This window comes from Flavobacterium sp. CSZ (assembly GCF_015350725.1).
Taxonomy (GTDB): Bacteria; Bacteroidota; Bacteroidia; order Flavobacteriales; family Flavobacteriaceae; genus Flavobacterium.
In genome coordinates, this window is the sequence record NZ_JADKPQ010000003.1 from 288,113 (window position 1) to 301,028 (window position 12,916).

10 protein-coding genes are annotated in these 12,916 nt (G+C 33.5%); 6 read left to right on the forward strand and 4 right to left on the reverse strand.

Going from position 1 to position 12,916, the window contains the following annotated elements:
* Window positions 1-49 precede the first annotated feature (49 nt).
* From IRZ78_RS05315 to IRZ78_RS05330, 4 genes are all read left to right on the forward strand, one after another.
* A complete protein-coding gene (locus tag IRZ78_RS05315; RefSeq protein ID WP_194615530.1) occupies window positions 50-2,110 on the forward strand; it encodes a S9 family peptidase in 2,061 nt (686 codons plus the stop codon).
* 70 nt (window positions 2,111-2,180) lie between these two features.
* On the forward strand, window positions 2,181-3,221 hold the full coding sequence (locus tag IRZ78_RS05320; RefSeq protein WP_065447924.1) for a cysteine synthase family protein: 1,041 nt from the start codon (window positions 2,181-2,183) through the stop codon (window positions 3,219-3,221).
* A gap of 375 nt (window positions 3,222-3,596) precedes the next feature.
* On the forward strand, window positions 3,597-4,526 hold the full coding sequence (locus IRZ78_RS05325) for a LamG domain-containing protein (protein ID WP_194615531.1): 930 nt from the start codon (window positions 3,597-3,599) through the stop codon (window positions 4,524-4,526).
* A 429-nt stretch (window positions 4,527-4,955) separates the two neighbouring features.
* Entirely contained in the window at window positions 4,956-5,873 is a 918-nt protein-coding gene (locus IRZ78_RS05330) for a LamG-like jellyroll fold domain-containing protein (RefSeq protein ID WP_194615532.1), read from the forward strand.
* 100 nt (window positions 5,874-5,973) lie between these two features.
* Here IRZ78_RS05330 and IRZ78_RS05335 read toward each other — a convergent pair whose 3' ends face one another.
* Complete coding sequence (locus IRZ78_RS05335) at window positions 5,974-6,171, reverse strand: hypothetical protein (RefSeq protein WP_194615600.1); 198 nt, start codon at window positions 6,169-6,171, stop codon at window positions 5,974-5,976.
* Window positions 6,172-6,748: 577 nt separating this feature from the next.
* Between IRZ78_RS05335 and IRZ78_RS26090 the strand changes: the two genes are divergently transcribed.
* Entirely contained in the window at window positions 6,749-6,892 is a 144-nt protein-coding gene (locus tag IRZ78_RS26090) for a hypothetical protein (RefSeq protein ID WP_228520369.1), read from the forward strand.
* A 57-nt stretch (window positions 6,893-6,949) separates the two neighbouring features.
* On the opposite strand, the gene IRZ78_RS05345 is transcribed toward IRZ78_RS26090, so the two are convergent.
* The 3 genes from IRZ78_RS05345 to gcvT all read right to left on the reverse strand — a co-directional run bounded on the left by IRZ78_RS05345 (window position 6,950) and on the right by gcvT (window position 11,518).
* Window positions 6,950-7,663, reverse strand: coding sequence for a YebC/PmpR family DNA-binding transcriptional regulator (locus IRZ78_RS05345; RefSeq protein WP_059118580.1), 714 nt, complete (start codon window positions 7,661-7,663; stop codon window positions 6,950-6,952).
* Window positions 7,664-8,133: 470 nt separating this feature from the next.
* Entirely contained in the window at window positions 8,134-10,164 is a 2,031-nt protein-coding gene (locus IRZ78_RS05350; protein ID WP_194615533.1) for a S41 family peptidase, read from the reverse strand.
* 271 nt (window positions 10,165-10,435) lie between these two features.
* Window positions 10,436-11,518, reverse strand: coding sequence for a glycine cleavage system aminomethyltransferase GcvT (gene gcvT, locus IRZ78_RS05355; protein WP_194615534.1), 1,083 nt, complete (start codon window positions 11,516-11,518; stop codon window positions 10,436-10,438).
* Between the two features lie 455 nt (window positions 11,519-11,973).
* Between gcvT and IRZ78_RS05360 the strand changes: the two genes are divergently transcribed.
* Window positions 11,974-12,831, forward strand: coding sequence for an NAD(P)H-hydrate dehydratase (locus tag IRZ78_RS05360; protein ID WP_194615535.1), 858 nt, complete (start codon window positions 11,974-11,976; stop codon window positions 12,829-12,831).
* The last annotated feature ends 85 nt before the right edge of the window (window positions 12,832-12,916 follow it).

Genomic DNA, 12,916 nt, shown 5'->3' on the forward strand with positions numbered 1-12,916 from the left:
TCTTTGTAGTATTTTTGCTCCTTCGTATTTAAAAACTAATGCTTAATCAATGCAAAACGATATAATGGCTCCACAAGCCAAAGAAATTCCTAAATCATTAAAAAAACATAAAGAAACAAGAATTGACAATTATTTTTGGTTAAATGACCGCGAAAATCCTGAAGTTATTGATTATCTGAATCAGGAAAATTCATATTACCAGAGTATGACATCGCATACAAAAGATCTTCAGGAAAATTTGTATGAAGAGATGAAAGGCAGAATCAAAGAAGATGATTCATCAGTTCCTTATTTTTATAATGGTTATTATTATATCACTCGTTTCGAAACAGGTCAGGATTACCCCATATTTTCGAGAAAAAAAGGAAGCCTTTCGGCAGATGAAGAAGTTTTATTCAATTGCAATGAATTGGCCAAAGGGCATGCTTACTTTAAACTGGGAGGTTTAAGCGTAAGTCCGAACAACAAATTTGCCAGTTTTGGAGTAGATATAGTAGGAAGAAGAATTTACACTATTGAGGTTAAAAATTTAGAAACAGGAGAAATTTTAGCAGATAAAATCGAAAATGCAACGGGAGGTTCAGTATGGGCAAATGACAATAATACTATTTTTTATACCAAACAAGATGAGGTTACTTTAAGAGCCGATAAAGTTTTTAGACATAAATTACATACTGGTTCAAAAGAGGATGTTTTGGTTTTTAATGAAACTGATGATACTTTTAATGTTTCTGTAAGTAAAGAAAAGTCCAGAAAGTATATCGTGATTGGTTCAGGAAGTACTTTGACAACGGAATACAGAATTTTGAATTCTGATACTCCTGATGGAGAGTTTGTTGTGTTTCAGCCTCGTGTACGTGGTTTAGAATACAGTATTTCTCATTTTGAAGACTCATTTTACATTTTGACGAATAAGGACAAGGCGACTAACTTTAAGTTGATGAAAACGCCTGAAAATAAAACTGGAAAGAAAAACTGGGTAGATCTTATTCCGCATCGTGAAGATGTTTTGTTAGAAGATATCGAAATTTTCAAAAATTATCTGGTCGTAGAAGAGCGCTCAAACGGATTAAATCATATTCGCATTATGCCGTGGAATGGTGAAGAAGATTATTACCTTCCTTTTGGCAGCGAAACATACAACGCTTACACGACAACCAATATCGATTTTGATACAGATGTTTTACGTTATAGCTATCAATCGCTGGCAACGCCTTCGTCTGTAATCGATTTTAATATGAAAACTAAAACCAAGGAAATCCTTAAGGAGCAACAGGTTTTGGGTGGAAAATTTGATAAAGAAAATTATATTGAAGAGCGCGTTTGGGCAACTGCCAGAGATGGTGTAAAAGTGCCTATTTCGATGATTTACCGTAAAGGATTACAGAAGGATGGTAAAAATCCGTTGTTGCTTTACGCTTACGGATCGTACGGAATTACAATGGATACTTATTTCTCTTCTACACGACTTTCTCTGCTAGACCGTGGTTTTGTTTACGCCATAGCACATATTAGAGGCGGGGAAGATTTAGGAAGACAATGGTATGAAGATGGAAAACTGTTAAAAAAGAAAAATACCTTTACAGATTTCATTGATTGCTCTAAATTTGTAGTTAACGAAAAATTTACATCTCCTGAACATTTATATGCTGAAGGAGGATCTGCAGGAGGACTTTTGATGGGCGTAATTATAAATGAAGCTCCGGAATTATATAACGGGGTGATCGCTCAGGTGCCTTTTGTTGATGTTATCACAACAATGTTAGACGACAGTATTCCGTTAACAACTGGAGAATACGATGAATGGGGAAACCCAAACAATAAAAAATATTACGATTATATGTTATCTTACTCACCGTATGATAATGTAAAAGCGCAAAACTATCCAAACATGTATGTTTCTACCGGATTGCATGATTCTCAGGTACAATACTGGGAACCAGCTAAATGGGTGGCGAAGTTAAGGAATCTAAAAACAAATAATAATCTTTTATTTTTAGATACCAATATGGATGCCGGGCATGGCGGAGCTTCTGGACGTTTTGAGGCTTTAAGAGACTTAGCAAAGGAATTTAGTTTTTTATTAGATTTAGAAAAAATTAAAAGCTAATTAGAAATTTTTTGTTAAATTTGCAACCTATCAAGGGTATTTAAAAATACCTTCGATTAACTATTTTTTTATGAAAGAAGAAATAAACGCTTATAATAATGTTTTAGAGTTGATAGGTAATACCCCACTTATTAAGCTAAATAAAATTACCGAAGAGTTAGAAGGTAATTTCTACGCAAAGGTAGAAGCTTTTAATCCAGGACATTCCTCAAAAGATAGAATAGCGTTATATATTATCGAAGAAGCTGAGAAAAAAGGAATCCTGACGCCAGGTGATACTATCATTGAAACGACATCAGGAAATACGGGTTTTAGCTTAGCAATGGTAAGCATTATAAAAGGGTATAATTGTATATTGGCAGTAAGCTCAAAATCATCGAAAGATAAAATTGACATGTTGAGAAGTTTAGGAGCAAAGGTTTATGTTTGTCCTGCACACGTTTCGGCAGATGATGAGAGATCTTACTATAACGTAGCCAAACGTTTGCACGAAGAAACAAAAGGCTCAGTTTACATTAATCAGTATTTTAATCAATTGAATATTGATGCCCATTATAACACTACAGGTCCTGAAATTTGGGAACAGACAAAAGGACAAATTACACATCTTGTAGCTTGTAGCGGAACGGGAGGAACAATTTCCGGAACTGCAAAATTCTTAAAAGAGCAAAATCCAAATATTAGAATTCTAGGTGTAGATGCTTTCGGATCAGTTTTAAAGAAGTACCACGAAACAAGAGAATTCGATAACAAAGAAATTTATCCGTATCGTATAGAAGGTTTAGGTAAAAACCTGATCCCGTCTGCTACAGATTTTGATATCATCGACAAGTTCATTAAAGTAACTGATGAAGAAAGTGCTCACTCAGCCAGAGAAATCACCCGTAAGGAAGGATTATTTGTAGGGTATACTTCCGGAGCGGTAATGCAGGCAATTAAGCAATATGCAGAAGAAGGTGAGTTTACAAAAGACAGTAATATTATTGCTATTTTTCCTGATCATGGTTCTCGCTATATGAGTAAAGTATTTAGCGATGACTGGATGAATGAACAAGGATTCTTTGACAGTGTCAATGAAGAAGAAGTTCAAAAAATTGAATTTGTAAAGTAGTTCAACTGCTTTTTTTAATATAGAGCTCCATTCGTAAAATCGAATGGAGCTTTTTTTTGCATTTTTTTAAAGTGTTGATCATGAATGTGTAATACTTATAAAATAGACCTTGTTGACGTATGTTAATGTTTTGTGTTTATTTGCGAATACCGTATTTATACGTAAGAAATTATAATTTTATTTGAGTTTAATTTACTGTTTTAATAAATTAGTTATTAGTATAAACAAATACAATTAAACGTTTTAAATTATCGTTTTGGTTATTTAAACGATTATTTAGGTTCGTTGTCGAATAAATTTTAGGTCCCATACATAATAATATAGTTTAGCAGTGTTAAAAAGACACAATGTTTTTTAATCCCTAAATCTACTATTATGAAAAAATTACTACTCACTTTATTGTTTGTAAGTTATTTGAATGTTAATGCTCAAAATCCAATTCAGGAGTTTAATTTCAATGGGACCTTAAATAATATAGCCAATACAACTTCTTTTATTGGTGCTAGCAATTTTGTCACAGACAGAGCAGGATTAGTAAAAGGTGCACAGCGACTAACTAATAAAGCTATGGAAGCTGTTGTAGATGATCTTCCTCAGGGTAATAGCCCAAGATCAGTTAGTGTATGGGTAAAATTAAACGATATTGCTTCGGCAAATTATATTTGGGGTTACGGTACAGCTTATAATACGCAATACTGTGGCTTATTGCAGCAAGGAACGAATTCTTCTAACTCAGATTTAAGTTTAGCAGGTTGGGGAGCTTCTAATGATGTTATTGTTTCGACACCTCTTGCAAAAGATACTTGGTACAATTATACAATAACCTACGACGGAAAAGTGTCTAATATATACCGTAATGGAGAATTGTTAAAATCTGCAGAAGGAATTACGCGCTCTACTAAAGGTAATATTTTTAGGCTGGGTGAAATAAATACAACCGTGGGTATTAATGCAGATATAGACGATTTAAAAATTTATAATGTTGCCCTAGCCAGCGAGCAAGTGTTGGCATTGTACAATAGTTCTAAAGCTGTTATTAACTCTGTTGCAGTTATTGAGCAAGCTGCTACTGCAAAAACAGTAAAAAAAGCACCGGTAAAAACAAAAAACGCTGCCAAAGCTGCTTCGTCAAATATTATTGCGACAGCTGATGTTAATGATGTCCCGAAGAATGTTGAGGTGTTCTCGCAAGGTCAAAAGATTTACGGGAACAATAATAATACAATGAGTATAAATGATCTTCCTGAAGGAACGTATTTGCTAAAAATAACAAATGCACCATCAAAAAAGATAACTTCAAATTAAAAACAAGATTTGGTTTATAACCAATAGTTAGTTTTTTTTATTTTTTATATTGTTTTAGTCTCAGTTAATTTTTTTTGGATAGTAAAAGGCCTTGTAAAGTTTTACTTTAGAAGGCTTTTTTGATAATTTCTTTGGTTGTAAATGATTTTTTTGTAAAGATGTTTTTACAAATGAATCGGATAATGTCATTTAGTTTTGAATTTTATTAATTTAAATAAGAATATCGTACTTATACTCAGTAAGGGTTTGGTAGCTTTGAATAAAATTTATAGTTTTAACAAAATTTCTGAAACTATACCTGAATTCTAAATGTATTTGAATCATTAATTATAATGATTTGTGATACTGAGATTTGTTGAGTTTTTGCATGATAATATAGTTTGGTGTTTGTGAAAGAACACTTTTTAAATCCCCTAAAATCTGTTACCTATGAAAAAATTATTACTGACATTACTGTTTGTAAGTTTTTTAAATACCAATGCCCAGAATCCGGTTCAGGAATTCAATTTTAACGGAAACCTGACTAGTGCCGATAATACCATCTCGTTTCTTGGTGTTGCCAATTTTGTAAATGACAGAATGGGAGTTGCAAAAGGAGCACAGCGTCTTACCAACAAAACGTTGCAAGGTATGATAGGTGATCTTCCGCAGGGAAATAAGCCCAGATCAATATCAATTTGGGTGAAGTTTAATGCTATTAATGCTGTAAACTATATTTTAGGCTACGGAACTGCCGTAAATACACAATACTTTGGTTTAGTACAACAAGCAACTGCTGGAGGTAATTCTGATGTAAGTTTGGTAGGTTGGGGAGATACTAATAATGTGATAGCTTCGGTTCCGCTTCTAAAAGACGTTTGGTATCAATATAGTATTACTTACGACGGAAATACTTCAAAAGTATACCGTAATGGTCAATTATTAAAATCGGTTAATGAAATCCCTCGTTTAACGAAAGGTTATATTTTAAGGCTGGGAATAATAAACACCACAACGGGAATCAATGCTGATATCGATGATCTTAAAATTTATAATGTTGCCATGACAGATGAGCAAGTGATGGAATCTTATAATAGCTCGAAACCAACTACCACTGGCGAAACTGAAAATGTTCAGTCTTCTAATACAGTAAAAAAGGTTAATCCTGCAATAACTGCAAAAGCTAAAGTTGCCGCAAAGTCTCCTGCTTCTGGTTCTGCAAATGCTACAGAAACAAATTCTGGTTCTAAAACGGTTGAGGTTTTTTCTCAGGGACGAAAAATAGCGGGAAGTAATGCCTCTAATATTGGAGATTTACCGGAAGGGACTTATTTGATAAAAGTAACAAATAATCCTGCGAAAAAGTAATTAAAAATATAATAAAATGTTCATTTCTAATTACATTTTTAGAATTACATTAAAATTTTGCAAATTAAAACGCCTTCTAATGTATAGAAGGCGTTTTTTATTATTTTTTTTTCTGTTGTCCGGGAGCATATGCTTTTGCACTTTTACTTCCTGACATTTTTTTTGCTTGTCCTGGTGGAATTTTTTGATTACCATTATTGCTATTGTGAACATGAGTACTACAACTAACGACGCTAATAACAACAAATAAAATAACCATAATGATTACGGCAACTTTAGTGTATTTAGATGTTTTCATAAATATCTTTGATTTTTGTTTTCGAACAAATATATGCCATAATATGAGTTTTAAACGATCCAGATGCTATTTAGAGTATATATAAACAATGAAACAAAGCAAAGAGCCTTTAAGAAATTCAATTTTTCCAATGCTGATTTTTAGCTTATTACGCTAAGAACTACAAATAGAATTACCAGAACAATTACGGCGTATCTTGTATATTTTGATGTTTGCATGATTTGTTATTTTAAGTTTATATAATTTAAATTTGAGATGCGTAAATATAATAGTTTATTTTAATTGACGTAAATCTCTCGCAAATTTTTTATTTCTTAGCAATAAATATGTTTGACTAAATACTATGAGAAAAACAATATAATTTACGTAAAAGCGAACAAGGACTAAAGGCCTGGGATGTTCATTGATTAATTGAATTATCTAAAAATCTACCGGTAAAAAGTATTTTATTGTCTGATATTAAAGAAGTAAATTAGCCTTATTGTTTTGAATATAATACGAATTTACCAACTTGTGCAGATGTTCTTAACCATATGAAACTTGTTCAGGAAGCAGATTTAAAGTATCCTATTATTTTATGTTCAGACCTATGTTTATGGACGGAATGCATCGGGTAATTAAGGCGTTGCTTGAAGGTCATCTTGAGATTCAGGCAATTCGGTTTGAGAGTACGCCAGAGCCTGATTTTATCAATATTCCCGTTGATGATTTGCCTTATTAAGCTATAAAAAAAGCCCTGAAAATTTCAGGGCTTTTGATATTTATAAAAAAGAGAAAATTATGCTTCCTGCATAGTATGATAAACGTTCATTACGTCATCATCTTCTTCAATTTTTTCGATTAGTTTTTCAACGTCAGCGATTTGAGCTTCTGTAAGTTCTTTGGTAATTTGCGGGATACGCTCAAAACCAGAAGATAAAATTTCAAGACCTCTGTTTTCTAGTTCTTTTTGCAAAGCACCAAAACTTCCAAAAGGAGCATAGATTAAGATTCCGTCTTCGTCCTCAAAAACTTCCTCAGCACCAAAATCAATTAGTTCCAATTCTAGTTCTTCCGGATCAAGATTTCCTTTTGCAATTCTAAAGTTGCAAGTATGGTCAAACATAAATTCAACAGAACCCTGAGTTCCCATTGTACCGTTGCATTTATTAAAATAGCTACGAATGTTTGCTACAGTTCTATTATTGTTGTCAGATGCAGTTTCAATCAAAATAGCAATTCCGTGAGGAGCATATCCTTCAAACAAAATCTCTTTATAGTTGGCAGTATCTTTATTACTTGCATTTTTTATCGCGCGCTCCACATTGTCCTTAGGCATGTTAGCGGCTTTTGCATTTTGTATTACAGCTCTTAATCTAGAATTGGCATCAGGGTTAGGACCGCCTTCCTTAACAGCCATAACGATGTCTTTACCAATTCGGGTAAATGTTTTAGCCATTGCTGACCAACGTTTCATTTTTCTTCCTTTTCTAAATTCGAACGCTCTTCCCATTTCTAATTTTTAGTTTTGAGATGCAAAAATACGGTTATTCCTTTTTTTAGCAAAATCAATTGTATTCTTTTTTGAATTATGTTTTGTGAATAATTTAACCGCTAAGATCGCTAAGATTTACGCAAATCTTGCAAAGCTGAAATGACTGAGCTTTGCGGTGAAATTTTACCACAAAGAACACAGAGGATTCACAAAGCTCACAAAGTTTCTAACTGATTAAAGAATGCCAAGTTTACAAAGCTCAATGATAAATTTTTACTGTGAAATTTTACCATAAAGAACACAAAGGATTCACAAAGTTCGCAAAGTTTGTAACTGATTAAATAATGCAAAGTTCACAAAGCTAAGAAATGACAAAGCTTTGCGAACTTTCCATTCTTTATAAAGCTAACAAAGGATATAAATCTTAGCGTTCTTTGCTGTTAATTTTTTATTCCCATTTCAAAACCTGAAACGTGAAGTAAAAATCGCTATTTCATAGCATTAAACTCATTAATAACATTCACCGCTTCATTCAGGTACGGATTTGTTTTTAAGTTATTAATCTGGTATTGATTGATAGTTTTGTCATTAGGATAAACGCCTAACAAAAACTGATTTACGGTAGAGTTGTAAACGTCTAACGGATTATTTTCATCATTAAACGTATTGATTTCTTTCCAAAGAGAATTTACGGTTTTTTTCTGTTTAAAAACGGCATCCAAAGTCATCGGAATCTCTGCTTTTGGCGTATTAACAAGCTGATCAATTTTAAGATTTATCTTTTTTATATTATTAAAAAAGTAATTATCAGCCAATCTCATAGTACTATTTTTTGCCAGTTTATCAATCAGAGCTCTTTTTACGTAAGGTCTGAATTTTAAAGAGGTTTGAATACTATCGTTTTTAATAGCGGTTGGAAAATCACTTTCCTTTTGATAAACTCCTTCGTAAAATTCAGGTAAAACTACATCGGGTTTTACTCCAACATATTGGTGACTTTTTCCTGTAACCCTGTAGAATTTATTAATCGTTATTTTCAAAAAGTCAGTGTTTTTAGTTTCGTCAAGCGAAAGTATTGTCTGCATAGTAGCCTTTCCAAGTGTATTGCTTCCTAGTAATAAGGCACGATTATAATCTTGTAGAATTGAAGAGAAAAATTCACTTGCCGAAGCCGTATTACTATTTACCAGAATCACAATCGGACCTTTATAAATCAAACCTTTATAAGGGTCATTAATAACCGATGTTCCTTCTTTATTGTCTAACACAATAGAAAGCGGGCCATAATCGATAAACATTCCGGCTAGTTTTATGGCTTCTTCCATAGATCCGCCGCCGTTATCAATTAAATCAATTACAAGACCTTTTATATTATCTCTTTCCAGTTTTATCACTTCTCGCGCCACATCATCAGCACAACCTTTTCGGCTATTGCCATCTAAGTCAGCATAAAAACTTGGTATTTTGATGTATCCAATTTTACTGTCTTTACCAATAATAAAACTAAAAACCGAATTATCTTCATCCTTCATCACTTGCTTTTCAATATACACATCAAAGCTTTTGCCCGAATTTCGCTTTAGCGTAAGCGTAATACTTTTATTCGATTCAGACAAAATCATGGTCGAAATAGATTCTATCGAAGCACAGGAAACCTGAAGGGATTCCTTTTGATTGGATATCGAAACAATCTGATCCCCTTTTTTTATTTGTCCCGTTTGATAAGCCGGGCCATTGGGGTCAAGTTCAGCTATAATAATTTCATTTTTTTCGTTTAGACTCACCGTCATCCCCAGAGACAAATGTTCTTTGGATAACGAAGCAACAAAACTCGTTTTAGAATCATCACTAAAGTAAGCAGTATGTGGATCAAAATAAGTACAAAAAAAATTATAGAGTTTTTCCTCCTGTTTTGTATTGGTTTCTAAAAGCGTATTGATTCTACAGATTTCGTTAGCAACAATCAAGTTTTTAGACTTTAACTCAATCGACTTAAAATTAGTTTTAAGAGAATCTAAATTATCACTGGATTCAGCAATTTCATCCAGAATCTGATAACGGATTTTTTTAGACCATACTTTTTCCAGATCTTCTTTTTTAAGGTAAAAAGCAAAGGATTTTTTGTAAAACCTGATGGTGTCTTTTTTAGTATAATCCATCGGTTCTTTTTGAATTTTTTCAAGAACAGTTTTAGTTCTCAAAAGTCCCTTTTTATAAACATATGTAATATCGGCTAAAAAATCACAATGATTGCTCAGAATAAGGTCGTCCAGATTGGTACGATATTTATCGGCTAATTCGTCATATTCAGATTTATAAAATATGTTTCTCGAAGGATCTAATTCGTTGATCAGATTGTCGAAAACAAAAACCGACAAACTATCATCTACTAGTTTAGGTCTAATATGTTCTTCCTGAATAAGCGCATTTATTTTGTTTAGTATTTCACATGTATTGTCACTATTTTGGCTAAATAGAACATTGGTAACCAGCATCAATACTAATAATATTTTTTTCATAAATCGAAAATCTTCGTTTAGACTAAAATTACACTTTATTTTTTGATAAAAAGTTACAATTTTTCTAAAATTTCTTACATCACAACAATTTGTTTTTAGTAGTCAATTCTCAAATTACTAAAAAAATTAGCTCCGAATTCACGAATTATTAGATAGCGCTTCAATAAAAAAAAATCCTGATTTGCTTCGCCTGTTCGCTGTCGCTCGGGTCGAGGCAAAAAAAAATGCACTACAATCAATGTAGTGCATTTTTAATTTATTTTAATAAAAACTATTTCTTATAAAAAGGTAATTTTACCACTTTTGCAGGAACATCATTTTTTCTAATTCTAATAAAAATATCGCTATCAACAGCGCTATTGTTTACTGTAACATATCCTAAACCAATACCTTTATTCATAGAAGGCGACATTGTTCCAGATGTTACAATACCAATAACTTCGCCCGCCGCATCAACAATTTCGTAATCATGTCTTGGCACTGCACGTTCCTGCATTTCAAAAGCCACTAATTTTTTAGTAACACCAGCCTCTTTTTGTTTTTTCAAACCTTCAGAATTGGTAAAATCTTTTGTGAACTTAGTAATCCAACCCAATCCAGCTTCAAGCGGAGAAGTCGAGTCATTAATATCATTTCCGTACAAGCAGAATCCCATTTCAAGACGCAAAGTATCACGGGCAGCAAGACCAATTGGTTTAATCCCAAAAGCTGCACCAGCTTCAAAAACTTTATTCCAGATTGCTTCAGCATCAGCATTTTTGCAGTAAATTTCAAATCCGCCAGAACCTGTATAACCAGTTGCAGAGATAATTACATCGCTAAAACCAGCAAAATCACCTACTTCAAAATGGTAATAAGGAATCGCAGCCAAATCTAAAGACGATAAAGACTGCATTGCCTCAACCGCTTTTGGTCCCTGAATAGCCAATAAAGAGTAATCATCCGATAGGTTTTTCATTTCAACACCCAAATCATTGTGCGAAGAAATCCAGTTCCAGTCCTTATCAATATTCGAAGCATTTACAACCAATAAGTACTCTTCCTCTTTCATTTTATACACAATCAAATCATCTACGATTCCGCCTTCATTGTTAGGCAAGCAAGAATATTGCGCTCTTCCAATTGTCAAAGTCGAAGCATCATTCGAAGTCACTTTCTGAATCAAAGCCAAAGCATTTGGACCCGTCAACAAAAATTCACCCATATGCGAAACGTCAAAAACGCCCACACCAGTACGAACTGTTTCATGTTCAGCGTTAATTCCCTCATAAGTAATAGGCATATTATAACCCGCAAAAGGCAGCATTTTCGCTCCCAAACTCTCATGTATGTGCGTAAGCGCAGTATTTTTCATTGTGTTGTTTTATAAAATTGTGTCGCAAATTTATTCAAAAAATATCTAAAAATGATAGTCTAAATTATAAATTTCGCAATGATTAGGAGCAATTCAAGCTTTTCGTTACATGTCCTCATAAAAAAAGCAAAGTTTCTAATGTTCTAAAAAGAGCTTCCGTTGGTCGCTTTTTTTGAACAAGAAACTTTTGCTTTTTTTACTCCGGGCTTTCCAGTGCAATCCGGGCTAGGGCATTCAGTAAACAAGAAACACTTTCCTTTTCAATTTTTTGTGTAACTTTAATTAACTAATTTTTTATAGTTAATAAATTAAGGTACATATGCAACAGCCAATTAAAAAATCTGTTTTTATCCGCGTTTTTACGAAGTAAATCCGTTTCATCAGCGTCATAATTAAGCATTAACCTAAATCCAAAAGCGATTAAAAAATTAAAATAATTTATACAAATAACCCAAATGAAAGATCCGCTTTTAATCACCAAAGAAGAAATTCTAAAATTCTACAAACCCGTAAATCCGCATACACATAAAGGACTTCAGGGACATGCCGTGATTATTGCCGGAAGTTACGGCAAAATAGGAGCAGCCGTTTTAGCCTCAAAATCCTGCTTAAAATCAGGTTGCGGACTCGTAACGACTTTTACACCAAAATGCGGGTATCAAATTCTCCAAATCTCTATCCCCGAAGTGATGGTCGTAACCGATGAAAATGCCAATTTTATCACCAATATTCATTTTCCCATTCCGCCACAAGCCATCGCAATTGGCCCGGGAATAGGGAAGGAGCTGGGAACACAAAAAGCCTTATTCGAATTTTTACGAATCAACAAAGCACCTTTGGTACTCGATGCAGATGCCTTAAACATTCTCGCCGAAAATCAATCATGGTTAGCATTAGTTCCCGAAAACACAATTCTGACACCTCATCCAAAAGAACTCGAACGCTTAATAGGCAAATGGAATTCAGAATCGGAAAAATTTCAAAAAACAATCGCTTTTTCCGAAAAACACAAGCTAATCATCGTCATGAAAGGCGCACCAACCTACATTATCAACAAAACCGAAATTTACGAAAACACCACCGGAAACGCAGCACTTGCCACAGCCGGAAGCGGCGACACTCTAACCGGAATCATCACAAGTTTTATAGCACAGGGTTACGAACCCAGATATGCGGTAAAACTAGGCGTCTTCATCCACGGATTAACTGCTGATATTGCCTTACCACAAACCGGTTATCAATCGTTTATTGCTTCTGATATTATTGAGAATCTTGGGAAAGCTTTTTTAGAATTAGAAAACGAGATAATTTGACAATTTGAAAATTTGACAATGACAAACTAGATGAAAATATTGTTATGAAAATGATTCCCATAGCCCCGATAGCAGTGGAAATCCT

Excerpts from the sequence above, each read along its gene's own strand:
- IRZ78_RS05315 (WP_194615530.1), top strand. The coding sequence starts at position 50 with ATGCAAAACGATATAATGGCTCCACAAGCCAAAGAAATTCCTAAATCA.
- IRZ78_RS05320 (WP_065447924.1), top strand. The coding sequence starts at position 2,181 with ATGAAAGAAGAAATAAACGCTTATAATAATGTTTTAGAGTTGATAGGT.
- IRZ78_RS05325 (WP_194615531.1), top strand. The coding sequence starts at position 3,597 with ATGAAAAAATTACTACTCACTTTATTGTTTGTAAGTTATTTGAATGTT.
- IRZ78_RS05330 (WP_194615532.1), top strand. The coding sequence starts at position 4,956 with ATGAAAAAATTATTACTGACATTACTGTTTGTAAGTTTTTTAAATACC.
- IRZ78_RS05335 (WP_194615600.1), bottom strand. The coding sequence starts at position 6,171 with ATGAAAACATCTAAATACACTAAAGTTGCCGTAATCATTATGGTTATT.
- IRZ78_RS26090 (WP_228520369.1), top strand. The coding sequence starts at position 6,749 with ATGTTCAGACCTATGTTTATGGACGGAATGCATCGGGTAATTAAGGCG.
- IRZ78_RS05345 (WP_059118580.1), bottom strand. The coding sequence starts at position 7,663 with ATGGGAAGAGCGTTCGAATTTAGAAAAGGAAGAAAAATGAAACGTTGG.
- IRZ78_RS05350 (WP_194615533.1), bottom strand. The coding sequence starts at position 10,164 with ATGAAAAAAATATTATTAGTATTGATGCTGGTTACCAATGTTCTATTT.
- gcvT (WP_194615534.1), bottom strand. The coding sequence starts at position 11,518 with ATGAAAAATACTGCGCTTACGCACATACATGAGAGTTTGGGAGCGAAA.
- IRZ78_RS05360 (WP_194615535.1), top strand. The coding sequence starts at position 11,974 with ATGAAAGATCCGCTTTTAATCACCAAAGAAGAAATTCTAAAATTCTAC.